Origin of the sequence: Bacillus sp. FSL K6-3200, assembly GCF_038630485.1 — a bacterium.
GTDB lineage: Bacteria > Bacillota > Bacilli > Bacillales > Bacillaceae > Bacillus > Bacillus safensis.
The window spans coordinates 2,206,149-2,232,740 of the sequence record NZ_CP152032.1 but is presented as its reverse complement, the minus strand read 5'-3'; the positions used below and the strand labels follow the sequence as shown (position 1 = coordinate 2,232,740).

The 26,592-nt window shown below is 42.0% G+C and carries 27 protein-coding genes; 9 read left to right on the top strand and 18 right to left on the bottom strand.

Annotation, left to right across the window (positions count from 1 at the left end; all coding sequences use genetic code 11):
• Positions 1-51 precede the first annotated feature (51 nt).
• A complete protein-coding gene (locus tag MHI60_RS11215) occupies positions 52-894 on the top strand; it encodes an oxidoreductase (protein ID WP_222430375.1) in 843 nt (280 codons plus the stop codon).
• Between the two features lie 47 nt (positions 895-941).
• On the opposite strand, the gene MHI60_RS11210 is transcribed toward MHI60_RS11215, so the two are convergent.
• Positions 942-2,348 (bottom strand): trypsin-like peptidase domain-containing protein, encoded by a 1,407-nt coding sequence (locus tag MHI60_RS11210; RefSeq protein WP_144483466.1) that lies wholly within the window; start codon positions 2,346-2,348, stop codon positions 942-944.
• A gap of 327 nt (positions 2,349-2,675) precedes the next feature.
• Between MHI60_RS11210 and MHI60_RS11205 the strand changes: the two genes are divergently transcribed.
• Both MHI60_RS11205 and MHI60_RS11200 read left to right on the top strand, forming a co-directional pair.
• Positions 2,676-3,353, top strand: coding sequence for a response regulator transcription factor (locus MHI60_RS11205; protein WP_095409528.1), 678 nt, complete (start codon positions 2,676-2,678; stop codon positions 3,351-3,353).
• On the top strand, positions 3,350-4,681 hold the full coding sequence (locus tag MHI60_RS11200; RefSeq protein WP_144483469.1) for a HAMP domain-containing sensor histidine kinase: 1,332 nt from the start codon (positions 3,350-3,352) through the stop codon (positions 4,679-4,681). Before MHI60_RS11205 ends, MHI60_RS11200 begins: the two co-directional genes overlap by 4 nt.
• Positions 4,682-4,701: 20 nt before the next feature.
• Here the strand turns inward: MHI60_RS11200 and spxO are convergent, their stop codons facing one another.
• Entirely contained in the window at positions 4,702-4,866 is a 165-nt protein-coding gene (spxO, locus tag MHI60_RS11195) for an anti-adapter protein SpxO (protein ID WP_003212782.1), read from the bottom strand.
• 192 nt (positions 4,867-5,058) lie between these two features.
• Here spxO and MHI60_RS11190 point away from each other — a divergent pair, with 192 nt between their 5' ends.
• The gene (locus MHI60_RS11190; protein ID WP_144472173.1) at positions 5,059-5,937 is read left to right on the top strand and encodes a TetR/AcrR family transcriptional regulator; all 879 of its coding nucleotides are present in this window, start codon (positions 5,059-5,061) and stop codon (positions 5,935-5,937) included.
• Positions 5,938-5,958: 21 nt separating this feature from the next.
• Here the strand turns inward: MHI60_RS11190 and MHI60_RS11185 are convergent, their stop codons facing one another.
• The 3 genes from MHI60_RS11185 to MHI60_RS11175 all read right to left on the bottom strand — a co-directional run bounded on the left by MHI60_RS11185 (position 5,959) and on the right by MHI60_RS11175 (position 8,070).
• Positions 5,959-6,264: a hypothetical protein gene (locus MHI60_RS11185; RefSeq protein ID WP_225315506.1), complete on the bottom strand. Its 306-nt coding sequence runs from the start codon at positions 6,262-6,264 to the stop codon at positions 5,959-5,961.
• Between the two features lie 154 nt (positions 6,265-6,418).
• Positions 6,419-7,813: a class II fumarate hydratase gene (gene fumC / locus MHI60_RS11180; RefSeq protein ID WP_024423418.1), complete on the bottom strand. Its 1,395-nt coding sequence runs from the start codon at positions 7,811-7,813 to the stop codon at positions 6,419-6,421.
• A gap of 89 nt (positions 7,814-7,902) precedes the next feature.
• The gene (locus MHI60_RS11175) at positions 7,903-8,070 is read right to left on the bottom strand and encodes a YvzF family protein (RefSeq protein ID WP_003213147.1); all 168 of its coding nucleotides are present in this window, start codon (positions 8,068-8,070) and stop codon (positions 7,903-7,905) included.
• Positions 8,071-8,182: 112 nt separating this feature from the next.
• Here MHI60_RS11175 and MHI60_RS11170 point away from each other — a divergent pair, with 112 nt between their 5' ends.
• The 4 genes from MHI60_RS11170 to MHI60_RS11155 are packed head-to-tail and all read left to right on the top strand — an operon-like array spanning position 8,183 to position 12,212.
• A complete protein-coding gene (locus MHI60_RS11170; RefSeq protein WP_095409531.1) occupies positions 8,183-9,607 on the top strand; it encodes a spore germination protein in 1,425 nt (474 codons plus the stop codon).
• Positions 9,594-10,688, top strand: a complete 1,095-nt coding sequence (locus MHI60_RS11165; protein ID WP_095409532.1) for an endospore germination permease — start codon at positions 9,594-9,596, stop codon at positions 10,686-10,688. The genes MHI60_RS11170 and MHI60_RS11165 overlap by 14 nt, the downstream gene beginning before the upstream one ends.
• Positions 10,685-11,806 (top strand): Ger(x)C family spore germination protein, encoded by a 1,122-nt coding sequence (locus tag MHI60_RS11160; RefSeq protein ID WP_144483472.1) that lies wholly within the window; start codon positions 10,685-10,687, stop codon positions 11,804-11,806. Before MHI60_RS11165 ends, MHI60_RS11160 begins: the two co-directional genes overlap by 4 nt.
• 37 nt (positions 11,807-11,843) lie before the next feature.
• Positions 11,844-12,212, top strand: a complete 369-nt coding sequence (locus MHI60_RS11155) for a hypothetical protein (protein WP_041115724.1) — start codon at positions 11,844-11,846, stop codon at positions 12,210-12,212.
• A gap of 42 nt (positions 12,213-12,254) precedes the next feature.
• Here MHI60_RS11155 and MHI60_RS11150 read toward each other — a convergent pair whose 3' ends face one another.
• The 7 genes from MHI60_RS11150 to MHI60_RS11120 form a co-directional block, all read right to left on the bottom strand.
• Entirely contained in the window at positions 12,255-12,890 is a 636-nt protein-coding gene (locus MHI60_RS11150; protein WP_041115722.1) for a response regulator transcription factor, read from the bottom strand.
• A complete protein-coding gene (gene liaS / locus MHI60_RS11145; RefSeq protein WP_144483475.1) occupies positions 12,887-13,951 on the bottom strand; it encodes a two-component system sensor histidine kinase LiaS in 1,065 nt (354 codons plus the stop codon). The genes MHI60_RS11150 and liaS overlap by 4 nt, the downstream gene beginning before the upstream one ends.
• Positions 13,948-14,739, bottom strand: coding sequence for a cell wall-active antibiotics response protein LiaF (liaF, locus tag MHI60_RS11140; RefSeq protein WP_186437281.1), 792 nt, complete (start codon positions 14,737-14,739; stop codon positions 13,948-13,950). Before liaF ends, liaS begins: the two co-directional genes overlap by 4 nt.
• Before the next feature lie 3 nt (positions 14,740-14,742).
• Positions 14,743-15,612, bottom strand: a complete 870-nt coding sequence (locus MHI60_RS11135) for a DUF4097 domain-containing protein (RefSeq protein ID WP_144483478.1) — start codon at positions 15,610-15,612, stop codon at positions 14,743-14,745.
• Between the two features lie 103 nt (positions 15,613-15,715).
• Positions 15,716-16,384 carry a PspA/IM30 family protein gene (locus MHI60_RS11130; RefSeq protein WP_095409535.1) on the bottom strand — a complete coding sequence of 223 codons (669 nt, stop codon included), beginning with the start codon at positions 16,382-16,384 and terminating at the stop codon, positions 15,716-15,718.
• Positions 16,385-16,399: 15 nt separating this feature from the next.
• Positions 16,400-16,792, bottom strand: a complete 393-nt coding sequence (locus tag MHI60_RS11125; RefSeq protein WP_111292639.1) for a hypothetical protein — start codon at positions 16,790-16,792, stop codon at positions 16,400-16,402.
• A 166-nt stretch (positions 16,793-16,958) separates the two neighbouring features.
• Positions 16,959-17,528, bottom strand: a complete 570-nt coding sequence (locus tag MHI60_RS11120) for a cob(I)yrinic acid a,c-diamide adenosyltransferase (RefSeq protein ID WP_144483481.1) — start codon at positions 17,526-17,528, stop codon at positions 16,959-16,961.
• 187 nt (positions 17,529-17,715) lie between these two features.
• Between MHI60_RS11120 and MHI60_RS11115 the strand changes: the two genes are divergently transcribed.
• Complete coding sequence (locus tag MHI60_RS11115) at positions 17,716-18,462, top strand: SDR family NAD(P)-dependent oxidoreductase (protein WP_144472163.1); 747 nt, start codon at positions 17,716-17,718, stop codon at positions 18,460-18,462.
• A gap of 16 nt (positions 18,463-18,478) precedes the next feature.
• Here the strand turns inward: MHI60_RS11115 and pdxA are convergent, their stop codons facing one another.
• From pdxA to MHI60_RS11085, 6 genes are all read right to left on the bottom strand, one after another.
• Positions 18,479-19,504, bottom strand: a complete 1,026-nt coding sequence (gene pdxA / locus MHI60_RS11110) for a 4-hydroxythreonine-4-phosphate dehydrogenase PdxA (RefSeq protein ID WP_144483484.1) — start codon at positions 19,502-19,504, stop codon at positions 18,479-18,481.
• The gene (locus MHI60_RS11105) at positions 19,480-20,823 is read right to left on the bottom strand and encodes a four-carbon acid sugar kinase family protein (protein WP_144483487.1); all 1,344 of its coding nucleotides are present in this window, start codon (positions 20,821-20,823) and stop codon (positions 19,480-19,482) included. Before MHI60_RS11105 ends, pdxA begins: the two co-directional genes overlap by 25 nt.
• A 25-nt stretch (positions 20,824-20,848) precedes the next feature.
• Positions 20,849-22,630, bottom strand: coding sequence for a sigma-54-dependent transcriptional regulator (locus MHI60_RS11100; RefSeq protein WP_186318685.1), 1,782 nt, complete (start codon positions 22,628-22,630; stop codon positions 20,849-20,851).
• 146 nt (positions 22,631-22,776) lie between these two features.
• Positions 22,777-23,952, bottom strand: coding sequence for an exo-alpha-sialidase (locus MHI60_RS11095; protein ID WP_144472155.1), 1,176 nt, complete (start codon positions 23,950-23,952; stop codon positions 22,777-22,779).
• Positions 23,949-25,355 carry a sodium:solute symporter family protein gene (locus MHI60_RS11090; RefSeq protein ID WP_144472153.1) on the bottom strand — a complete coding sequence of 469 codons (1,407 nt, stop codon included), beginning with the start codon at positions 25,353-25,355 and terminating at the stop codon, positions 23,949-23,951. The genes MHI60_RS11095 and MHI60_RS11090 overlap by 4 nt, the downstream gene beginning before the upstream one ends.
• Before the next feature lie 64 nt (positions 25,356-25,419).
• Entirely contained in the window at positions 25,420-26,592 is a 1,173-nt protein-coding gene (locus MHI60_RS11085) for an iron-containing alcohol dehydrogenase (RefSeq protein WP_144472151.1), read from the bottom strand.

The window sequence follows — 26,592 nt, the reverse complement described above, 5'->3', positions numbered from 1 at the left end:
TCAATAAAACATCGCACTATGATAAATTTAAACAAAAAGGAGAACCGGATAATGAAAAAAACAGCCATTGTAACTGGTGCCAATAGCGGCTTTGGCAAGCTCATCACAATGCGTCTCGCCAAGCGGGGCTATACAGTGATTGCCGGCGTCAGACAGGAAACCAATGCAAAAAAGCTCGCTGAAGAAATCGAGCAAGCCTCTTTATCTGGCATGATACATATTGAAGCGTTAGATGTGACTGATACGCAGTCGATTCAAGCATTTCAGAAGAAACTGCATGACTACGCACCTATTACCCTGCTTGTGAACAATGCGGGAACAGCCTTTGCTGGTTTCGCGGAGGAGGTTCCTGTCGACACGTATCGCCAGCAATTTGAAGTGAATGTTTTCGGTGTGATGGAAATGACCCAAGCAGTGCTGCCGTTTATGACAAGTGGTGCAAAGATTTTCAATATGAGCAGCATCAGCGGATTAATGGGGATGCCTGCACTTTCTCCATATGTATCGTCTAAGTTTGCGTTGGAAGGCTATACAGAAAGCTTGCGGATTGAACTGGCTTCGTTCGGTATACAGGCGGCCTTGATCGAGCCGGGCTCTTTCCAAACGAATATTTGGAACACCTCCATGAACGAGCAAATGATTCAGCCAGCAGAAGGATCGAAATACACAAAACTCTATCAAAAGATGATGGCCCATATTGATGCCCAGAAATCCAACTATGGAGATCCTCGTGAAGTGGCAGAGCTTGTTGTTCGATTAGCAGAAAAGAAGCGGCTGAAACGGCTGAGATATCTTGTTGGAAAAGGTGTACGACTTTCATTCACAGCAAAGCAGCTTCTACCTTGGAACATGTGGGAACACATCATACTACGGACACTCTCTTCAAAAAAATAAGCACAAAAAAACAGGTGGATATGTTGACATCCACCTGTTTTTTTCATTTATTCGCTATCTGACTGTCCAAGGGTAATATCTAGATTTTTGTTCTTTCCTTCACGAATGACAGTCATTGTGGTTTTATCGCCGACTTTTGTTTCTTTATAAAGAATTTCTTTCAGCTGAGAGCTGTTCACTACGTCTTTCCCTTTGAACTTGATGATGACATCTCCAGATTTCAAGCCTGCTTTTTGTGCAGGTGAACCTTTTGAAACATCCTTTACATAAATGCCTTTGCCGATTTGTTTATCAAATAAGCCGAGCGTATTTTCCTGATACGTCTCAGGCACTTGCTCAAGATCAATCATTTGAACGCCAAGATATGGACGTTCAACTTTTCCATTTTTCAACAGCTCATCTACAATCGGTTTGACATCGTTACTTGGGATCGCGAATCCAAGTGATTCCACACCGCTTTCACTGATTTTCAAGCTGTTGATGCCAATGACTTGACCATCTGTATTGATCAGTGGCCCCCCGCTGTTTCCTGGGTTAATGGCTGCATCTGTTTGCAGTACATTCATCTCCACCGTACCAGATGACGTATTTGCTTCTACGGTACGATCAAGACCACTAATGATTCCTTCTGTCACAGTACCTGAGAACTGTGCACCGAGCGGATTCCCAATGGCAATGACTTTATCTCCAGCACGAAGCTTAGAAGAATCACCAAAGCTCGCCACTTTATCAATGCCGTCTGCGTTCATTTCAACAACGGCTAAATCTGTCATGACATCACTGCCGACAAGCTTTGCGTCTTTTGTTTTTCCATCATAAAGGGTAACCTTGATTTTATTGGCACCTTCGACAACATGGTTATTTGTAATAATGTACGCTTTTTTGCCATCTTTTTTGAAGATGACACCAGAGCCTGTTCCAGCTTCAGCTTCTGTTTGATCACCGCTCAAGCCAAACGAATTTTGTGTAGATTGATAGTTTGAGACCCCAACAATAGTGGGCTCTAAATCTTCTACCATATCAGCAACATTTGTGGCATTGGTGATTTGTTTTGTCGAGAAATTATCTGAGGCTGCCGGCTCGCTTGATGCTGTCTGCGTTTGCGTGTTAGCAGCTGTATCCTGTGACTGCGGCAAAAGCGGTGTAATGCCAAGTACAAGACCCCCGCCAATAATTCCTCCAAGAATTGGACTGAGCCATGCCGCTTTCCGCTTTTTCTCTTTTTTCGACGCACGGTCATCCACCATTTGAGGAGAATGCTTTGTCACACTCTCCTGCGAGGCAGATGCTTCGTTTTCATGCTGGTGAAAAACGAGTTCCTTCTCTTTTTCTGGTGCGTCTATTTGTTTCTCATTCTCTTGATGGGTATCTTTTTGCTGATTCATTTCATTGTCTTGATGCTCGTTTTCTGGATGATTCATCTTATTCTCTTCATCTTCTCTTCGGAAATCCATCGCTTGCACTCCTTTACATCATGTTTCATTCATATGTCTAGATCGGACTTCAGGTCCTCTTAATGGAAAGATCATTGAAAATCACTTTATGGCAATATGTCAAATTATATAATACTTATTCATAGAAAAAAAGCAAGGTGCGCACATTGATGAAAAGCACCTATTCATCCGCCTTTTGTCTATGCCCTTTTTTCCCTTGACCTTATCATAATCAAACATTATGGGATAATGATGAGAAGAATATGTGAAATTGTGAAAAAAGCGTGTGATTGTTGACATGCCGCCTTCGTATCCCGTTATAATGACGTTGAGAGGATGTGGAAGACTTTGTCGTACACCATTTATTTAGTTGAAGATGAACAAAACTTAAATGAACTGTTAACCAAATATTTAGAGAGTGAAGATTGGAATGTCTCCTCTTTTTTAACTGGAGAAGCGGCACGCGAGGCAATGAACAAGCCGCCGCATCTATGGATTTTAGATATCATGCTACCTGATACAGACGGCTACACCCTTATTAAAGAAATCAAGGCCGCATCACCTGACGTACCGGTCATTTTCATTTCAGCACGTGATGCAGATATCGACCGTGTCCTCGGCTTAGAGCTGGGAAGCAGTGATTATATTGCGAAGCCATTTCTTCCGCGTGAGCTAATCATTCGGGTTCAAAAGCTGCTGGAGCTTGTGTATAAAAACAGCGATACCCCGCAGCAGCAAAGCGTCACACCAGTGTCTTCTTATGTCATTCATGAGGATGTAAGAGAGGTCTATGAAGAGGGTCAGCTCATTAACTTAACGTCTAAGGAATTTGACTTGCTGCTTTTATTTACACATCACCAGGGACATGCTTTTTCTCGTGAAGATATCCTCGTCAAAATTTGGGGACACGATTACTTCGGGACAGATCGTGTGGTCGATGACCTTGTCAGACGGCTGCGCAAAAAAATGCCCGACTTAAAGGTCGAGACCATCTATGGATTTGGCTATAGGATGCTTAAAGGATGAAGAACAAACCGCTCGCTTTTCAAATTTGGGTTGTGATCTCTGGCATTTTGCTCACCATTTCAATTGTCCTGATTATTCTATTTTCCAATACATTACGTGACTTCTTCACAAATGAAATTTATAAAAATATCGAAAATGAACAGCAAGTGCTGACAGAATATCCATTAAACCGAGACGGCTCGCCAAAGTCGACACCGGAAAACCGCTCCGTGCAGCACATTTTGATCCCATCAGATGAATTAGATCAAATGGCGCAGTTTTTCCCGCATGCCTTTATTGAGAAAATCCAATCGTTTGTGAAAAAACAAAAAACCGCAACGAAACGGTATTCTGAAGAGGTGAACGGCCAGCATATCTTTTTTGTCATCAAAAAGGTATCAACAGGCAATACACAATATATTCTTCTGTCCTATGCACCGGATTCTTATCGAGACGACCTGTCCTTTACGCTGTTTAAACAGCTGATCTTTATCTTAGGCACCGTTATTTTACTAAGCTGGATTCCATCGATTTGGCTTGCCCGCTATTTATCCCGACCAATCGTTGCGTTTGAAAAGCACGTTAAACGAATTGCACAAGAGGACTGGGACGACCCTGTCATCGTTGACCGGCAAGATGAAATCGGCAAGCTTGGCCATACCATTGAAGAAATGAGACAAAAACTCATCCAAAAAGATGAAACTGAACGGACACTTTTGCAGAATATTTCACATGACTTAAAAACACCTGTCATGGTCATCCGCGGCTATACGCAGTCCATTAAAGATGGTATTTTTCCTAAGGGAGATCTTGAACAAACGGTGGAAGTCATTGAAGGTGAAGCGGAAAAGCTTGAGAAGAAAATCAAGGATCTGCTGTACTTAACAAAGCTTGATTATTTATCTAAACAACATCCCGCACATTCTTCCTTCCTACTCAGTAATACGTTGCTGGAAGTGGTCGACCGAATACGCTGGTCGAAAAATGAATTGCAGTGGAACGTGGACTTAGATGATGAGGCTGCTCTTGAAGGCGATCCAGAACAATGGAGCAAATTATTTGAGAATGTACTAGAAAATCAACTTCGCTACGCAAAAAGTAAGATTGATATTCAGATGGAACAGGAAGAGGATCAAATCCGCATTGTCATTCGTAATGACGGTCCTCCAATTGAAGAACATATGCTATCCAACCTATACGAACCTTTTAGTAAGGGAAAAAAGGGCGAATTCGGTATTGGGTTAAGCATTGTCAAAAGAATTCTTTCAATGCATCAAGCGTCCATATCTATTGAAAATGATGATCTAGGTGTACGTTATACAATCATGGTTCCAAAGAAGAGACTGTAGGTTTTTGACCGCAGTCTTTTTTAGATGAATGAATACCCATTGAAATCACGGTATGTGGCTTTGATCTTTTTGCCAGCTTGATACATCCATTTCTTTTCAATGGTTGTCTCTTTCGGCATTTTGACTTTTTCTACTTGAATCCCTTTTGTTCGCAAGCGTCTAATCATATCATCGATTTCTCTCATGGAACATCATCCTTTCACATATTTTGACCAGTTGGTCACCTTACTTTATAATATAAAGAATTACACTGTAAAAAACAAGTTACAATCTGATTAATTTTTGAAAACTTTCGTCGTTTATGACCGATAAGTCACATCTCTTTGCGCACGTTTCCTAAGACATTTGTCTCTCGGTAAGAAAGGATGACATTCATTTTGAAAAAGAAAGAAAAAATGATCATTGAGGCTGGCATGAAATTATTTGCCAGCAAAGGCTATAACACAACGTCTGTTCAGGAAATTGCAGATGAATGCCACATGTCAAAGGGTGCTTTTTATCTTTATTTTAAATCAAAGGAAGCACTGCTCATTTCGATCCTTCATTACTATTACGATAAGGTATTTACCCGGATTCATGAGGTTCAAACAGAGGGCGGCACACCAAAAGAAGCCTACCGCAAACAGCTCACTGTCTATTACGATAATATTTTGCAGCAAAAGGATTTTATAAAAATGCAGCTGAGTGATCGTGCGCTTCCATTGAATGAAGAGACGCAGCAACTCGCAAAACAAATTAGGCTTGCAACCATCCAGCTTCACATCGATAACATTAAACAAGTGTATGGAGACGCTGCCATTCCATATATGGCTGATTTATGTTTGACGATTGAGGGCATGAGCCACGTTTATTTCGAGCTGGCGATTTTATATGATTTTCAGCTGGAAGCAGAAGAGCTTGCCACAACCATGATTCATCGTATCGATGATTTGATGGGCGGTATGATGAAGCGAAATGACCTTCCTCTCATTTCTGTAGATCAAGCGAGCGATTGGTTTGGTCCAATTTATGAACGGTCATTCGATCCGCTCACAGAATCTCTTTTAAAGGAATTAAGAGAGCTGGCTGAAGCACACTATGAAGTGAAAGAAGAGCCCGATTTATTTGAAGCGCTTGGCATTCTAGAAAATGAATTAAACAAACAAAAACCAAGACAAGTCATCGTGAAAGGCATGCTGTACCAATTGAAATTATACGCACCGCTTCAAACCAACTCTGAGTCACTTTTGCGTATTTTGAAAGAGGATCATTTGTAAAACCCAGGGGATGCCTTGGGTTTATTGTTGTGATAAAAAATCAAAATCCTTATGTGTCAGTTCAGGAAGTTTGCTGGCTTGAACTCTATTTAGTAAGTCATCTACATATCTTTGAACAGCAAGCATGTCACAAGGAAAATCAAATTCAAATTCTTCCTCTATCGACAGAGTGTCCATACAATACGAACAGGTTGGTTTAAAGCCAAGCATATCGTTATTGAAACTTAGAACATCTTCATACGACTCTTCTGACAGCTCAAAATGAGAGATCAAAAATATATCAATATGATTCCCACCCTCGGGCCGTCTTTGATCAATGTATAACAAAAAAGCTGACTCCTCCGTATCTTGGGACATTACTTGAAAGAATTCAACATCACGTGTCCGCAACCATCTAATAAACCTTGTCTTTAATGTTCTCACAACTATTCACCCCAAATATCTTCCCACATAAAAACCAGGGGCAGCCGCCCCTGGTTTCTTATTTTGCTTTTGGTGTCACCATTTCCTCTGGTTTCACAAATTGCTCAAACTGCTCTTCTGTTAACAGCTCTAATTGAAGTGCTGCTTCTTTTAGTGTTAATCCTTCTTTGTGAGCAAGCTTCGCAATTTTTGCTGCATTTTCATATCCGATGTGCGGGTTAAGTGCCGTCACAAGCATCAATGAATTGTTCAAGTTTTTCTCAATCGTTTCAAGGTTTGGTTCGATTCCAACTGCACACTTGTCATGGAATGAGTTCATGCCGTCAGCAAGTAGTTCAACTGATTGCAAGAAGTTATAAATAATGACTGGCTTAAATACGTTCAGCTCAAAGTTTCCTTGGCTTGCCGCAAAACCGATTGTGGCATCATTCCCCATGATTTGCGCTGCAATCATTGTTAAAGCTTCACTTTGGGTTGGGTTGACTTTTCCTGGCATAATTGAGCTGCCCGGCTCATTTTCAGGAATGATCAATTCGCCAATTCCGCAGCGAGGGCCACTTGCAAGCCATCTCACATCATTGGCAATTTTCATTAAATCAGCTGCAAGTGCTTTTAAAGCACCGTGTGCATACGTAATTTCATCATGGCTTGTCAGCGCATGGAATTTGTTTGGTGAAGAATTGAATGTTTGACCTGTCAGCTGGCTGATTTCCTCAGCAACATATTGACCGAACTCAGGATGTGCGTTAATTCCTGTACCAACAGCCGTTCCGCCAATGGCTAATTCTCTCATTTTTTCAGTTGATTCTAAAATCATTTCTTTTGAACGATCCAGCATGTATACCCAGCCGCTAATCTCTTGACCAACTGTCAGCGGTGTTGCATCCTGCAAGTGCGTACGGCCGATTTTCACAATCTCTTGATACGCTTTTGCTTTCTCATCAAGAGTTGTTCTTAACTGGTCAATAGCAGGCAGCAATTTTTTGTACACAGCTAAAACAGCTGCCACGTGCATAGCAGTTGGGAATGTATCATTTGAGCTTTGGCTGCGGTTAACGTCATCATTCGGGTGAATGCTGAACTCGCTATTTTTATCTTTCAAGTAAGCAGTTGCTCTGTTTGCAACGACTTCGTTCATGTTCATGTTACTTTGTGTTCCACTGCCTGTCTGCCAAACAACAAGCGGGAAATGCTCGTCATACTTTCCGCTGATGATGTCATCACATACTGCAGCAATTGCTTCTGCTTTTTCGCTTTCAAGGTTGCCAAGACGTTCGTTGGCAATCGCTGTGCTACGTTTCAAAATTGCAAACGCATTCACAACTTCCTTTGGCATTTTCTCAGAACCGATTTTGAAATTTTCTTTGCTTCGTTGTGTTTGTGCACCCCAGAACTTGTCCTTCGGCACTTTGATTTCGCCCATTGTATCTTTTTCGATTCTAAATTCTGTCATTATGTATCCCTCCATAGCTTCTCATCACTCAACTCTATTCTATACAAAAAACGAAAATCCTTTAAGCGTTTTCAATTAAAATTTTATCTTTATTTTAATTTTAGTTCAATATAAACGCGAACATCCTTCGAATATTTGTATTTTGGGTTCGTTTTTCCGTAATCCTTTGATGTATATGTCACCTCATAATGCTTGTCAAACGACTGTAAAATACGGTCGATCTCCTCTTTTGTTCCTGCTAAACGAATCTGTGCCATCTTGTTTCCTCCAAAACCCTCATTCTTTCTTTTACCACAAAATAATGTAACACAGAATATTGTTTTTTCAAGCAGGTAATGCTAAGAAAAAGATTTGAGGCGGGTGATCCGAATGAAACATACTCCATTAAAAGAGCACTTATACGATAATCTCTCCGTCATTCTTCCGCAATTAAAAGAAATGGACGATTTGGTTCATGAGAAAAAAACACTGCCTCAAGGACAGGTTGTTTACTATTTATACATAAAAGAAATGAACGAAAAGATGGAGATTCAAACCTTTTTAAAGCTGCTTCTCCAAGATCATACGTCTCTCACAAAGGAGAAGCTGGAATCCAATTTATCAATGATGACCACACGTTCGGTGAAAACATCTGAGGAATTGGTTGAGGCGATTTTTGATGGGCATTGCGTGGTACTGATTAACGGATTTCAGCATGCGTATATTTTAGAAACGCATGGAACGAAGAAACGCAGTATAGGTGATGCTACCTCTGAAACAGTTGTGAGAGGACCGAAAATTGGCTTTATTGAAGATTTAGATACGAACTTAGCTCTTGTGAGGCAGCGCTTGAAAAACCCCAATCTTAAAACCGTTGACATGAAGATTGGTCAAAAAAAGTACACCCAAGTGACCATCATGTACATTGACGGTATGGCTCAATCATCTGTTTTAAAAGAAGTGAAAAAACGACTCAAGCAAGTCACCATTGATGATATACAAGATTCCGGTGTTCTTGAGGAACTGATTGAAGACAATGTGTACTCGCCTTTCCCGCAAGTCCAAAACACAGAACGGCCGGATAAAGTGGCATCTGCTTTAAATAATGGACGTGTCGCCATTTTTGTTGACCATTCACCTTTTGTGTTAATTGTACCTGCTTCTCTCGCGACGATTATGCAATCACCTGATGATTATTATGAAAGGTGGATCGCCGCCTCTCTCATTCGTATGCTGCGGTTTACCTCTATCTTTCTGACATTATTTTTATCAGCCATTTATATTGCACTTGTGTCCTTCCATCAAGGACTTTTACCAACAACACTGGCTATTTCGATCTCAAGCACAAGAGAAAATGTCCCCTTTCCGCCTATTGTGGAGGCACTCATCATGGAGATAACGATTGAGCTGCTGCGGGAAGCCGGTTTAAGACTGCCAAATCCGCTCGGTCAAACGATTGGGCTTGTAGGCGGAGTCGTCATTGGGCAGGCGGCCGTGCAAGCTCATATTGTGAGCTCGATCATGGTGATTATCGTCAGTGTGATTGCCCTTGCGTCCTTTACTGTGCCTCAATACGGGATGGGCATGTCGTTCCGCGTGCTCCGCTTTGTGTCCATGTTTACGGCAGCTACTTTAGGTTTATATGGGATTGTGCTGTTCATGCTCGTTCTCCTTACTCATTTAACACGGCAAAAAAGTTTTGGTACGCCTTATTTCTCACCAGATTTTGTGTTCAGCTATAAAAATGAAGACAATTCCATCATTCGATTGCCTTTGAAAAATCAAAAGAAAGGAGAACGATATGGTCAATCATAAAGAGTCGATTTCCAGCTATCAGGCAAGTGCCATTATTGCCAATACAACATTAGGTGCAAGTATGATGATTCTGCCAAGATCAATGGCTCAGGCTGCAACTACACCTGACGGCTGGATTGCGCTCTTACTTATGAGTGTCATTTACATTGTGTTCATTTTTGTGAATGTCCTTATGATGAAAAAAGTCCCCTTCTCCTCTTACTATGATTACACAAATGAGGGGCTTGGAAAGTGGATTGGTGCTCTTGCTAACCTGCTCATTATTATTTATTTTCTTGGCGTTGCCAGCTATGAAGTACGGGCTATGTCGGAAATGGTGAAGTTCTTTCTGCTTCAAAACACACCTGTAGCGGTGACAATGATCAGCTTTATTTTGGTTGGTCTTTATCTTGTAGCCGGCGGGATTGGTGATTTTGCCAGACTGTGCCCCTTTTTCCTCATTGTCACCTTGATTATCTTATTTGTTGCATACGGACTCAGTGTTCAAGAATTTAAGTTAGATAACCTCCGGCCTGTTTTAGGAGAGGGATTCTCCCCTGTCTTCAAATCCCTTAACGCATCAGCCATTTCGTTTGTTGGCATTGAAATGATGCTGTTTATGCCTGCCTATATGAACACGCAAAAACACACCTTTGCTTATGGCACAGTCGGCTTTTTGATTCCTGCGATCATCTATATTTTCACCTATATTCTTGTCGTTGGTGCGTTCACCGTGAAAGAAACTGCGACTTTGACTTGGCCGACGATTGCTTTATTTCAATCATTTGATATACAAGGGATTTTTATTGAGCGAATTGAATCCTTTTTGCTCATCGTTTGGCTTGTTCAGCTTTATACGAGCTTTGTAGGATATACGTTTTTTGCTGCAATGGGGGTATCCAAACTCACAAAATTCCCTAAAAAAATCGTGCTCGCATTGATGGGAATTGTCATCTACTTTGCCGCTGTTTTCCCAAAGGATGTTGATACAGTGCGTGATTATTTAACCTATGTGAATCATTTATTTTTTCTTTTATTCGGTATCCTCCCGTTTCTCTTATTTATCATCGTGTTTTTTAAAAGGAGGCGGAAAGCAGCATGAAAAAAAAGGCGGCCTTTGCATACCTGGCCCTTGTTCTATTAAGTGGATGCTGGGATAGTACCAATATTGAGGAGCTCAATATGGCGATTGGTTATGGCTTAGATAAAGGAGATGACGGTCATAAGCTTAAAATATCTATGCAAGTCCTTGTTCCTCAAAAAATTGAGCAAGAATCCAGCGTGAAAGACCCGACAAAGATTATTGAAACGAGTGGTGATTCCGTACATCAAATATTCCGAACAACGACGCTCAAAAGTCACCGTATTTTCGCCCAGCAGCTGAGGGTGTATTTATTTTCTGAGGAGCTCATCAATGAAAATAATTTCGACCTCGTCATTAATCAATTCATTCGCGACAATGAAACGAGGAGAGGAAGCCTCGTCTTTATGACCTCTGAGAAGCCTGGGGACTTGCTGAAAATCAATGACGATGGACAGCCAGCTTCTTCTACATTATATGATATTTCTGGGAATACTAAATCGACCATACGTATGCTCAAGCCCGTTTCATTAGGAGATATTTCTTCTGCCATGCAAAACAACGTATCTTTTGCTGTTCCGAAAGTCGGTGTGGATCAAGGGAAATTAATAGTAGATGGAGCCTCTATTATAAAGAACAGACGATTTCTCACCAACATCTCTCCTTTAGCAGTGCAGTCATACAACCTGTTGACCGGAGACAGAGAAGGCGGAGTCATTGAATTTGAATATGATCACAGCATCTATTCGTTTGAGGTTTTTAAACTGAAACACAACATTGAAACGAATAAAACAGCAAGCGAAAAATATCAATTTAATGTGTCAGTGGAGCTTGAAGGAAGGTTGTCTGAGGATTGGAATGAGCGGGAAAATGCATTTAATGAAAAGTATCTCCAAGAGATTGAAGGTGTCGTGGAGCGTCGATTAGAGAAAAACGTAAAAGATTTCATTGGGGAATTACAACATGAGATCAAAGCAGATATTTGCGGGTTTTCTCAAAAAGCGAGTATTGCGTATCCGAAGGACTTTCGAAAAGATGCAAAGCATTGGGATGAAATTTTTAGTGAATCGGACATTCGTTACAAGGCAAATGTGAAAATCCGTGACTTCGGGACTAAGGGCGCAACACAATCTTTATAGAGTATGTTAAAATGGTAAGAAAAAAAGGGTGTCAATCATGAAACGAGCTTTACTTTCGGCCGGCATTCTATTTTTGATTCTAGGGATACTTCTGTTAATCGTTGTATTCACGCAATCAAAAGAAGATTTCTTCATTGAAGCCGACAGCTTTTCAAGCACATTTTTGATCGTGGTTTATTATGGACAAACCCCTGCGCTCCTTCTGATGGGAGGCGGATTATTCGTCGGACTTTCACAGATCATTGATTTGCAGGAAAAAAAAGCGGCAGCAGCAAAGGAGAGCGTAAAGCTTTTATCCGAAATGAAGAAAACCCTGGAAGAAAAATCGGCCAAGGAGCAGGAGGCTTTTCCAGTTCCTGAGCTCCATCAACTATCCGAACGTCCGATCACAGGACAGAAGGACTAATTTTACGCATGTTCTAGCAGCTTTCACTTGAAAGCTGTTTTTTTATTGAATCAGCTTATGACGGTGCGCATACACAGCCGCCTGCGTTCGATCTTCCACATCAAGTTTGGAAAGAATGTTGGTAATATGGGTCTTCACCGTTTTAATTGTAATAAATAATTCCTCGGCAATCACCTTATTCGATTTTCCATCCGCAATCAGCTTCAATATCTCCATTTCTCTTGCTGTTAATGAATCATGAAGGATTGATCCATTTGATGAATGACGGAGTTTGTTCATGACCTTTCCAGCCACTTTTGATTCAAGTCTTGGTTCGCCGATACTTGCAGATCTGATGGCATCAGCAATTTCTCCTGCCTTGGATGTTTTTAATAAATAGCTTAAAGCACCCGCCTCAATCACCGGATAGACTTTATCATCGTCAATAAAGCTCGTCAGAACGATGATCCTAGCATCTTCAATTTCTTGACAAATTCTTTTCGTTGCTTCGATGCCATCCATCCCTTCCATGACAAGATCCATTAAAATCACATCTGGCCTTAATTCAACGGCTAGCTCTACACCCTTTTGTCCATCTGACGCTTCACCAATGACTTCAATATCAGCCTGCGCCTCTAAAAAGGCCGCAAGCCCCATTCTCACCATTTCGTGATCGTCGATTAAAAGCACTCGAATCATCGAACGTTCTCTCCTTTTCCTTCATCAAAAATGGGAACCTTCACATCAATTTGTGTGCCTTTTCCCTCAAATGACATAATCTCTGCGACACCGCCTACCTCACTTGTTCTCTCTCGAATCGATTCAAGTCCGTAGGAGGCTGTCTTCACATGGTCTGTTTGAAAGCCGATACCATTATCGATAATCTTTAGCTGCACTTGTCTGTTTCTTATGAGCAGGCGCACTGTCACCTTTGTCGCCTTTGCATGTCTAAATACATTCGACAGTGCTTCTTGCACAATTCGGAAGAGGTGATCCTCTACTCCTTTAGATAATGGAACATCATCTTCTATCTCCCAATCAATATCAATCGACTGCTTTGCTTGGAATTCATTTAGCAGCTCTATCAAGCCTTTTTTCAGGTCTTTTCCTTCTAGAGTAATCGGTCTTAAATGAAGCAGAAGAGCACGCATCTCATTTTGTGCATCGCCAGCCATTCGTTCGACAAGCTGCATTTGCTTTAAAATCTTTTCGTCCTTTTCCTTCATGCCTTCCAGAATAGCTGAGGTCATCATCGAAATCGCAAATAACTGCTGGCTAACCGCATCATGGAGCTCTCGTGCTAGCCGCTGGCGCTCTTCTGAGACGACCGACTTCTTCATTTGAACCTGCCATTCAGCCCGTTCATTCGAAAGCTTTTGCAAAGAGGCTACTTGCCCTTCCACCCGTTTTGCCATTTCATTTAATTGATCGGCAGCTAAGCCAATTTCATCGTCGCCAAGAGACGGCAGTCTGTATGCAAAGTTTCCATTTTCAAACTTCAAAATCGACTCTACAAGCTGATCGAGTCGCTTCTTATGCTGATAGCCAAATACACTCCCGGCAGAAATCCCAATCGCAAGACTAACGATGAGTAAAATACAAAAAAACGGTATGCCAAACCAGCGGGTAGAAAGAAGGATCATCGGATCAAGCTGATAATAAAAAAACATCGGCAGTGTCGTCATCGTTACAACACCGAGCGAAATACCGACGCCAAGACGAACAGATTGCCACTGGATACCTAAATGCAGTTTCCTCATAAGTATCTCACATCCACATCTCCGATCAGTAGCGAGATGGAGATTTTCACTTTTCGTTTACTCTCATCGTAATCGTTGGTCATCACATACACTTTACTGCCGAATCCGCTTCTTTTTTCATCTATGATTTTCATATCACCAATCGCGGCGGAAGCACTCACACATACTTCAATATCCTGCGGTACGTAAATATCCACATCTCCGATCAGCCCGCTAATCACGATCGTACTTTCTTCTTCTGCGATGATTGCTTTTGATAAATCGATTTTCACATCGCCAATAAAACCTGAAATCGTCAAATCACTTAATTGAAAAGGCTTTTTCATCAGCCTGACTTCACCGATAAAAAAGTCATGCTCTTTACGCGGCTTTGTCTGGCTTTTTGTTTTCTTCTGATCGCCCTTTTTTTCAAGATTGACTTTCAGTGAAGGTTTCCCGTCTTCTGATGTTTCCTTTTTATCGACATCAAAAACAGGTTTATTCTTCAATAGGCGATAGCCGGCATAAATCAAAAAGGCCGCAAATAAGTAACCTGTTAAACTAAATGTAATATTGAGCAGAAATTTTAAGAAGAGAAAGCCGGCAAAAATATAGGAAACCGAACCGAGCCAACGTTTGGATCGTGAGTGAAGCCAATAACCTGCCAGCGCAAAAAACACAGGCCAAAACAAATCTGCTCCGATCCCAATAATTTTGAGAAATAAATTAATACCAAAAATCACAACAATGATGCCTAAAATTTGATTCCTTGTAAAACGCAGTTGACTCGCCTCCTTCCTTTCATTCATTCATTACCTCAGCTTGAGGTTACCACTTGTCATTTCAATATCGACTAAATGTGTCCCTTTTCCCTGCGTGCCTGTAAAGCCTCGACCTTCACTATTCACCTGATCAAAGTCATACGAGTGGTCGACGCTTCCACTTGTTTTTTTCACCTGAACGTTGAAATCTCCTTCATCTGGTAAATTAAATTTCGCGCTCCCTGATGTCATATGAAAGGAGACAGGTGACTCAATTGTATCAAAACTTGCCGTCAATCGACCGCTTGTCATGCCCAGTTGCAGTTCTCCTTTGACATCTTTAATATCGGCACGACCCGAAGTTGCCCCAATATCACTATCCTTTGCATCGATGTGCGACACTGCTAGTCTGCCAGAGGTTGCTTTGATTTCTACATTTTTTGCTGAAAAATTCTCGGCTGTGAGGTTTCCACTCGTTGATTTGAGTATCACATCTTGAAGGGACAGCTTTCCTTCTCCTTTAATCTCGCTGACTCCGCTTCCACCCGTAATCTTCACATTTTTATGATAATCTGTTGGAATTTTAACTAAGAGCTCTCCTTTTTCAAATTGAGTGAAAAACAAGAAGCTTTTATTTTCAGCACGAACTTTGAATGTACCGCCTGTTTGCTCCGCATACATTTTCCCTTTTCCATTGACAGCAGTCACCGAAATATCGGAACGATTTTCAGGTTTTACCTTTACGCGAAACCCAGAAAGAGAAATATCTAATTGATCAATCTCCTCTGTTTTCGCTGAAGCTGTTGTCACTGGTTTTTCACGGGAAAAACTTAAATGAAAGAGATCTCCATTTTTGAAAAGCATCCCAATCATTAAAAAGACACCTGCAAGTATAAAAATTAGACCGATTAATCTCTTCATCATACCATCCCTTTATCTTCTGACCTTTTCATTATAAGGAAAAGCGAAACAGAAAGAAATCAAATATCGGAAGAAAAAGCATGCTTTTCTTCCGATTTGACCTCTATACGTTTGCTTGCTGCTGTTCAGGCTTTTTATCGAGCTTGAGTTTCTGCCATTCTTTTTCAACCTCATCGGCATAGTCTAAATGAGCATATGCCCCTTGATCCGCAAATTGTGCATAGCTGCCTGCTTTTGTTTCCATTTCTTCAATACGGTTCTCCATTCGAAGAAACTCTTTATATGCACTTTCACTGTCTACTTTATTGATGGAATCATTCATATGCTGCTTTGCCTGCGCGGCATTTGCTCTTGCAATCAGAGCCTGCTTCTTGTCCTTTATATCACGCAGCTTCGTTTCTAAGTGCTGTAATTGCTCTTTCAGCTCTTTCAATTGTTTCACAGATTGCTGGTACGCTTCCTGGTATTCGTTGTGCTTTTCTTCAAAATACTTCATTTCAGTAAGCGCTTTTCGTGCAAGCTCTTCTTCTCCCGCATGATATGCCAGCTCGGCCTGCTTCTTTCGCTTTTCAGCAAATGCTTCCGTCTCTTCTGCTTTGCGCAGGAAGCCTTGCTGAATTGTTTGCTGTTTGATGATGGCATGTTTCGCTTTCGCAACATCATCCTCCATATCACGAACGTATTGATTCAGCATGACACGCGGATTCTCCAATTTATCTAAACCTTCATTGACAGTTGCAACAAACATATCTCTTACTCTTCTTAATACCATTTGATATTCCTCCCTTTATTTTTTCTTTAAAAAGTCTTCCCATTCTTGATCAAAAGACGTATGAATCGGTTCTTCCGTATTAGGTGCCGTGTTTGGCTCCATATATGCTCTGCTTGATGATTTTTTGGTAGATTCACCATTGATCATCGACCAGCCAAAATAAAGAAGTACCCCTGCAAATGCGATGCCAAGTATAAACGGCAGAAATTGCACGACGATCAGTACACCAATGACTGCTAGAATGACACCTAAGGTTTTACTGCCTTTTTCGTATTTTTTAACACCTACATAGATGAGCCCTGCACCAATCAAAACCGGGATCAGCCCACCTAATGAACCACCAAAGAAGATGGATAAACCGACAAACAATAAAATTGAACCGATAATGGTTTTACTTGTTATTTTCATCTTCATGCCTCCTTTCTTGCTCCTTGCTTTAACTATAGTCAAAAAAGAAAGCCGGCAAAACGTGTCACAGATTGATCTTTGATTGCGACTAGAGTCGTAACAATGCTCAGACTAAGCGGCAGAACCTAATAAAAAAGCACTCTTCTCATTCGAAGAGTGCTTTTCCTTATTTAGATCGAAACACGTCGGCACTTCGTTCATATTCAACATCAGCTTCACCAAGCCGATGATTCACGATTCGGGCGGCAGCAAATAAATAATCGGATAGACGGTTTATGTATGTGAGCGCAACGGCTGGAATCTCCTCCTGTTTCGCAAGCGTCACAATATGCCGCTCGGCTCTTCTGACGACTGTCCGCGCTACATGTAAGAGAGCAGCACCTTCCTGACCGCCTGGTAAAATAAACTTTGTGAGCGGCGCGGCTTCTTCTACATAGACATCCATTCTTTCCTCAAGAACTGTCACAGAGGCTTCTGTTAATTTGCTTTCTTTACGTGGTGTCACTGCTGCCAAATCACCGCCGCAGTCAAACAGCTCATGCTGTATAACGATGAGCTCTGACAAAAGATCCTGAAACAATTCGCCATGCTGCCGTAAATTTGCATGTGCAAGTCCAATAAAGCTATTCGCCTCATCTAACGTACCATATGCCTCTACTCTCACATCATCTTTATCAGCTCTTCCTCCGATCAAGCTTGTTTGTCCCTGATCCCCGGTTTTCGTATAAAGTTTCAACGGTTTTCCCTCTTTTCTACTGCTTTGTCCTTTTAGTATAACCTGAAGTTGAAAGGATGTATTTGTTTTATTATGAAACACTTTAACTAAAAACTCTTCTCACCCTCTTATATATGTTGAATGATGAAACATCTCGTTTTATAATGAATGAAAGCGCTTTTTAAAATGAGAGATGGGTGGGATGTACGTGACTTTACAAAATAAAGTAGCGATCATTACAGGGGCAAGCAGAGGGATCGGCCGCGCCATTGCGGAGGCACTTGCCTGCGAAGGAGCGCGCGTCGTTCTCAATGGAACGAACGACATGTTGCTGCAAGATGTTTGTTCCTCACTGAATAAAGAGGAGCAACGTGCCGTTTATGTTGCTGGTGATGCTAGTTTACCAGAGACAGCATCTTCTCTTGTGGAGCACGCGAGAACACATTTTGGACAGATTGATCTGCTGGTCAACAATGCTGGTATCAATTTACGGAAATCTACTGTCGAGACATCCCTTGATGAGTGGAAACGATTGATTGATATCAATTTGACCGGCACGTTCCTCATGTGCCAAGCGGTCATTCCTGACATGATCAAACAACAAGGCGGAAAAATTATTAATATGAGTTCTACAACTGGTAAAACCCCTCATCACAATGCATCACCTGCATACGGTGCATCAAAGGCAGGCATCAATTATTTAACAATGCATCTTGCCAAAGAATTAGCAGAGCACCACATTCATGTAAATGCTGTCTGCCCTGGTCCAATTGAAACAGACATGAGCAAACAGTGGAGCGATGAATACCGGCGTTCGGTTTTAGATAGAATTCCTTTGAAAACGATTGGAACACCAGAACAAGTCGCAAATGTTGTGACATTTTTAGCTTCTGACCAGTCGGATTTTATCACAGGAGAAACCATCAATATGAATGGCGGAACATATATGAACTAGAAAAAAAGAGCCTCTCTTAAAGGCTCTTTTTCTTTTCATATTGATTTTCTCTCGTACCAGAAAGCATGATGGCCTGTCTAATAGCTTCTTCCATGCTCGCAGAATCAGCTTTTCCTGTTCCTGCGATATCAAATGCCGTCCCATGATCGACACTTGTACGAATAATCGGCAGCCCAACTGTAATGTTTACACCCGATTCTAAGCCAAGCACCTTAATCGGTCCGTGCCCTTGATCATGATACATCGCCACAACGATATCAAAGTCACCTCTTACTGCCCTAAAGAACAAGGTATCAGCAGGAAGCGGCCCAAATACTTGAATCCCTTCTTCCTGCGCTAGTTCAACCGCTGGGATGATCTTCTCCGCTTCTTCTCCGTTCCCAAACAACCCATTCTCCCCAGCATGCGGGTTAATCCCGCATACAGCGATTTTAGGGGCAGAGATTCCAGAACGGACAAGTGTATCATGTGCCAGCTTAATCGTCGTGTATACACGCTCAGGATTAATTTTTAAAATGGCATCCATTAATCCAATATGTGTGGTGACATGAACTACCTTTAAGTTAGGGGCCGCCAGCATCATCGCATAATCTTCTGTACCCGTCAGATCAGCTAAAATTTCTGTATGTCCTGGATACATATGACCTGCCTTATGAAGTGCTTCTTTGTTTAGCGGCGCTGTACAAATGCCGTCAATTCTGCGGTCATTCGCAAGACTAATGGCTTTTTCAAGATATCGGAAAGCAGCATTCCCTGCTTCTTTTGATATGTCCCCAATCGGAATATCGTTCGTTAAGAGCTTGAGGTCTAAGCACGGAACAGCTCCGGCTTTAACTTGCTCCGCTTCCTCTGGTTCTATGATACTTACAATCTCCACATCTGTATTCACAAAGTCTTTCGCCCTATTTAATATACTGGTGTCTCCGATCACAAATAGAATGGCTTCTTCATGTAAACGGGTTTGCTGAAAAGCTTTTAAAATAATTTCAGGACCAACACCAGCCGCATCTCCCATCGTTACAGCAATGATTGGTTTTGACATTCAACTTCCCCCTCTATCTTTTTCAGCACTTCTACCGCATGGAGTACTGAATTTTTTTGACCGTAAGCTCCTGCTTTCGTAACCACATATAAATTGGTATCAACGAGCTGACCGAGCGGGATGCCAGGTTCAATTTCTTTCAGCAGCCGAATACCTCCTGCTCCAAGCTCCTGACAAATCGCCCGCGCTGTATCTCCGCCAGTTAGGAAAAGTCGTCTAATTCCGGATAATGTGACAATTTCTTTTGTGATCATTCCAAGAAAGACGGACAAGGCACTTCCAACCTCTTGTCTTGACAGCCCTTTCGTTTCTCCGTAAACCAGCATCTTTTCAACCATCTCTGGCCGTGCATCCGTGTAAAGGAGAATGTCTTCGTTCTGACGCTTACGCATTTGATCAAGAACTGATTTTCGTTCCCATGCTTCACAGCCGTTTAATACATTCAGCGGGTTCACTTTTATCTCAAAACAATCGTGAGTTTCTCTTAAATAAGCAAACTGCTCATTTGTTTTTTGTGAGGCGCTTCCAGATACGATGAGGACGGGCTCCTGTTTTTTAGGACGAGAAGTATTTCTGTTTTTAGCGACATATGCCGATAAAGCACCAGCTAGTCCCGCTGAACCGACCCATAGTATTCTTTTATCCATCTTCATAAACACTTGCACAATCCGCCCTAAATCATCGCTTGTTTCTGCATCACACACAAACCATTGATGACCATGCTTCAATAAGGATGATACTTCATCACTCGTTACTTTTAGCTCTTCGCCGATTATCTGTTGAGAAAGGTTTTTTGGTCTGACATTCGTCTGCTCCTCAATTAAATCTGATATGCTGGATGTCAAAACTGGTGTTTTCGGATCCTTTGCGGCCTCTGACAGATGAACAGGCACTCCTTCCACATAATGTATGCCATCATTGGTTGTTCTTTGTGCATCTGGGTAGGCAGGTGCGATGACCGCCGCATCAAATCGGCTAAGATCCATTAGTGCTTGAAGTTCAATTCCTATATTGCCTCTTAACGTTGAATCTATTTTTTTAAAGAAAAGGTGCGATTCATCTTGGAGAAATGGCTGCACCATTTGACTGACCTCATGATAGGCGTTCTCTGAAGACATACTTCGTGAATCGGTATCCACAATGAGCACATCCTCCTTATACCTTTTAAGGTCTTCAAATGACGGCTGAAACAATACAGAGGCTGTTAAGCCCGCTTTCACAAATTGAACACCTGTATCGTTGGCACCTGTTAAATCATCCGCCACAATGATCACCTTTTGCTCTAAGTCCGCTCCTTTTTTTAATAGATCGTTTGTCATTTAGACACCTCGGCCTCATAACGTATTATTCCTTTAGTTTTCTCCATAGCGTCGTACGGTTAATATTCAACCGCTTTGCCGCCTTTGATTGATTCATATTTTCTTCTTCCAGCACTGTTTTGATAATCCGTCTTTCAATCTCATCAAGCGTTCCATTTAAATAGCTGGACAACTGCTTTTCTTCATTTTCAAATGCAAGCTGATCAATCGCTGCCTTTGCCTTATTCAAAGTGATATATCCACTTTTTGTCGTCAGTACAAGCTCCTCAATGATTCGCTTGAACTGCCTGACATTTTCTCTGAATTTCTGGTGTTGAAAGGCTTCAATCACATCTGCTGACAGCCCAACAACCTGCGTCCCGTAAAGAGAATTTAGTTCCGCAATAAATAACCTGCTCATATCCTCAATATCTTCTGGCCGTTCAGACAGCGGTGGGACATGAATCGTGAGCTCCTGCAATCTCGTATATAATTCCTCACTAAACGCTCCAGATTGCGTCAATTTGAACAAATCCACTTTAGACGCAGCCATCCAGCGGATATTCTGATGATGATGCAGCTGCTCGGCAATGAGCGGCTGTATATCCATTGGAACGCTCTCAATATCCTTCAGAAACATCGTCCCTTTTTGATGCAGAGGGATTGATTTTAAATCTTCCGGTTCTGTCAAACGTCTGCAATGTACCGTCGTAAAACTCTCATTTTTTCTTTCGCTCATTTGATGGATAGCAAATGCAAGGCTTGATTTACCAGTTCCTTGTTCACCATAAAGGCAAATCGAGCGCTCCGTTTGGCTAAACGCTTTTGCCCTTTTGATGACATCTTTCATTTTTGGGCTTTGTTCTGTAAAAAGAGCAAATGGATGTTCTGAATGAATAGGCGATGCAAGCGTCCATATACGATGACCTTCTTGATTCATCACAGCAAAAGGCCTTTCAATCGTGACAAGCAACTCGCCTTTCGATAGCATGCTTCCTTTGACATGCCACACTTGCTGTTGATGAGATATTTGAGAATAGCCATTTTGTTTCCCTTCTCGAATCGCCTTTAGTGCCGGTTCAAGTGCTGGACACCATGCAATCACATCGGCATGAGAAGTAGACGGTGCAAATAATCCTTTTTCTGTCCATTGTTTCATTTGTTGATTCATAAAATGAAGCTTGTTTTGTGGATCGATGATCAGCATGCCTTTTGGCTCTTGATCAATCATTTCGCGAAAGAGACGCTGTTCAGCTGTCGCCTCTTTATATAAACGATACATTTGTTTTGCTTGATGAAATGCTTCTTTGACCGATTCACGACCTGATGTAATGAGCATACTCTGCATTCCCAGCTCTTTAGCCGCTTTATCTGTAATAACATCTCCAAGCACAACCTGTGTCCCTTGATCTTGTAATTGTTTTAAGAGATCCCATACCTCTTCCTCTTGCTGCACTGTGTAAATATCAATTTTAATCCCGTATAATTCCCCAATGGTGCGTACACCTTGAGTGATATTTTCAAAACCCACGACCGCTTTTTTACCTTGATAATCTTTTATCAGCGTTAAGGCACGAAGCAAGTCGTATCCTGACACAGGGATATCAACTACTGGGATGTTCACATGTTTTTGAATGAGCGCAGCTGTTCCGCCCCGGCTCATAATGATATCCATCCCTTGAGCTTCTGCTTGTTCTGCGAGAGCAACACCAGAACGGAGATCTCCGACTACAAGCTCGAATGTGATATTTTTTTCTTCTTTGGCAAGGTCGATTAACACATCGCCCAACCCTTTATACGGCGCAACACCTAACACTTTGATATTCATGAAAAGGACCCCCATTTTTTATCTCTTCATATGAGACATACCTTGAGGGAGTCCAGCCGATAGAAAATGGGGACAACCCTCCAAACATCAATTATAAATGAAGCAAATGAGGGTTACAATTGACCGGAAGCAGGGCCCTCTTGCAGTTAAGAAGTGCGATTGACCCATTCTTCTGTCACACACACATATTTGATCGCCTGACGATAATACGTAAACGCAATATGCAGCTTCCCATCTTTTCCTTCCGTGATGGATGGATAAGAATACTCTCGATTTAGTTTATCCTTTGAATTGTTTGTCATCGCATATCCATCACCCACTTCAAGGTTACGTCTGATAGGCCATGTATCACCATGATCCTCAGAGACCGCCAAAGTCATTGGTGCACGCGGTGTTCCCCAAAAGGCTGGACGTGCTTCTGTATCAACCGCCGTGCGCGTATCGCCTTCATCCTCAATTTCATCATATAAAGATGCTCTTCTTTCTGTTTGCTCATCCGCATTGATATGATTATAGACGAGGGCAAGATGCCCATTTTGAAGCACGGTAAATTGAATGGATGAATTATTATTTGGCAGCTCCGTCGCCTTTGGCTCAGACCATGTCCGTCCATGGTTGATGGAACGGCTGATATAAATCGAATCAGCAAACCGGCTTCTAAAGAGGGCTATGAGGGAGCCATCTGCACACTTTCCAATATTCATATGAACACACCCCGTACTGTTTGATACAATGACCTCATCCCATGTCTTTCCTTGGTCGGATGAAATCTTCACAGCACTGACATCCCGGTTCCCTGTCCATTTGACTCCTGGAATGGTCTTACAATAGAAGACGGGCAGCAGCCAATCTTGATTATCCAGTACAACAATCGGCTGTCGTATAAACGTACCCGGCTGTTCAAACAAAGTATCAATCTCACCCCATGTCTCACCTCTATCCTCTGATATCCGGTATCTCACAATGGCCGTATCTTGATTCCCAGATAGCTGTGCGGTATACAGCAGCCATAGCTTCCCATTTTCCTCTTGAAACAAAACTGGATTTTGTTCAGAGCGTGCAGGATCATTAGATAACTTCACTGCCTCTGTCCACTTGTTACTTCCCCGTTTGAGTTTCGACATATAGATTGAGATATCAGGTATTCCCTCCTGCGTTCCGCCAAACCAAACACATAATACATCTCCATTATCCAGCTCAAGTAGATTGGCCGCATGATTTTGCACGCACTCTGTTGGCAGAAAGGCTTCTTTTCTCTCTGCATCTTGTTCATTCTGTCGCAAAATTCCATCTATTTTAATCGCAGTCTCTTCATTTGTCATGACAAATCTCCTTTCAATGATTGATCCTTTTTAGCAGGCGGACTGAAAAGTCGGTCGATCACCAGCACAAGGAAAGGAATGATAATGGCAATATACATATTATCGATTCCGAATGGATTATCGAGTAAATACCAAACCGTCGTGGTAACACCTGAAGCAGCAAGGCCAATGGTCGCTCCTCTATTTGAATTAAAGTATGGCAAGTAAAAGCCCATTGCTGCTACAACAGCGATAGATGTTCGAAGCGCCCTTGTAAAAAAGGAAAGGGACAGCAGCTCCGGCGCAAGTGCCACTCCGACAAGAGGCACAATTCCAACGAGTACAGCCACATACCTCGTGACTTTCATTCTCTGCTCCGGTGTTGGTTTCATTTTCGGTACATAAAAATCATCCATAATTAAGGTTGTCGTCGCAAGCGCAACCGTCGACACACCGACAAAGATGGATGCCACAAGCGATGTTGCCACAATAGCACTCAAAATCGGATTCATATGCTGTAAAAAGACAGGAAAAGCATAAATAGGATCAATGTCGGGATACAAATAACGTGCAGCTACGCCGATCACACCGATCGCAATGGCAAGCGGCAAACAAAGCAGAGCCGCATAAAGCGTAGATTTCTTTGCCTCACGCTCACTTTTCGACGAGGTGATCGCTTGAATGATAAACTGCGTAGCAAAGATGGCCCCCATGTTTCCTATAAACCAAGCTCCTATCGTCCCCCATCCAATTGTCCCGTCCCATGTAAAGAAATGATCAGGCATCGTTTGTTTCATTGGTTCAAAGCCTTTTGTTAAGTAAAGAGCTACCCCTAGTGTAATTAAAATCCCCGCATACTTCACGATCGAATGAAGGATCGTGACCCATGCAACCCCTTTCATTCCTCCGAATGTAAAATAAAATGTACTCACAACGGCCGTAATGATCGCACAGGTCATTAAAGGAAGCCCCAAAATGGATGCAATGGCAGCTGACCCACTTAAATAGTTTCCTAGATTCACAAGCAGTAATGCGGCAATCATAATAACAGAAACAACTAGCTTCGTTGATTTTCCAAACTTCTGATTGATAATACCCGAAATGGTGTACTGCCCTGTTCGATAAAACTTGCCTACTAAGAAAAAGGAAAAGATAAAAAAGGCGATAGCGACGGTCACAATAGACCATGAAGCAGAAAGCCCATGCGTAAAGGCAGATTCTGCTGTTCCAACAGTGGATTTCGTTCCAATGAATTCACTCATGAGCAAAATACCGACTACAATGGCTGGAAGTGACTTAGCGGCATTGTTAAATTCTGAATTAGATTTACTGCGGAAACGCATCGTCAGCCAAGTCGTAAATAGTATATAGAGAATAATGACGATCAAAATAAAGGTGATGACAGAACTGCTTAAGACATTCATTTAAAATCCCCCTTTGTGTGCAAGCCGTGTGAAGCAACTTCTCATGTCCCATCCCAATGAAGCGTTAAGCGTCAAGCAGTTTCATGTATACCTGTTCAATATCGGAAACAGACATTGGCTTTGGATTGTTGTCCATTAATCTCTTCACCTCTGAAGCTGCTTGAGCAAGTGCCGGTACATCCTCCTTGGACACGCCAAAAGCTTTGAGCTGCTGTGGAATGTGTAAATCCGCTGTCCATTCTTCAATTTGACGAATCACATGCTCTGCAAGCTCCTGCTTTGTGTGAGCCCCCGCTAGTCCTATTGCTCTTGCCACACGTTCAAGCCGATCAATGATATGATCTGCATTAAAAGCAGTGACGTGCGGAAGCAGCATGGAATTAGCAACACCGTGAGAAATCTTGTATTTCCCCCCTAATGGATAAGCCATGGCGTGAACAGCCGCAGTTCCAGCACTTGTGAGCGCCATTCCCCCATACATTGCACCAACAAGCATGTTTTCTCTCGCCTTCATATTATCCCCGTGATGATACGCTTCCTGAATACTTCCTGAAATCAGCCGCATCGATTCCAGTGCAAACATATCACTGAATGGATTGGCTTTATTTGAAATATACGATTCAAGCGCATGCGTAAAAGCATCCATACCTGTAGCTGCGGTAATAGATTTTGGCAAGTTGAGAGTAAGTGCTGGATCTAAGATCACAAGGTCTGGCAAAAGATGCGGACTAACCATTCCAATTTTCAGTTCCTTTTCTGGAAAAGTCACAATTGCATTTGGTGTCACCTCAGATCCCGTACCAGAGGTTGTCGGAATCAGAATCGTTGGCACGCCCCTTTTTTTCACAAGATTTGTACCAACGAGAGCAGAAATCGGCTGATCGTTTGTCTTAAGTACAGCTAAAATTTTAGCAGCATCAAGCACACTCCCGCCGCCAATTCCAATAATGGCGTCATGCTCTCCTCTTAAAAAGGTGTGGAATACGTCCTCGATATTTTCTTCTGTTGGTTCAGGTTTGATTTCTGTACTTACCTCACTTGCTATCCCCTTTTTCGCAAGTTCTCTTTTGATGTGATCTGCATAACCAAGTGATACGATAGATGGTTGCGTTAATATAAAAATGGATGTGAGTCCGCTAAGCCCTAAACCATCTAATTTCTCCCCAAGAAGGTCTAAAGAACCTGCACCAGATACAATGTGTGATGCCGTCTGAAAGTGATAATGCTTGATCGTCAT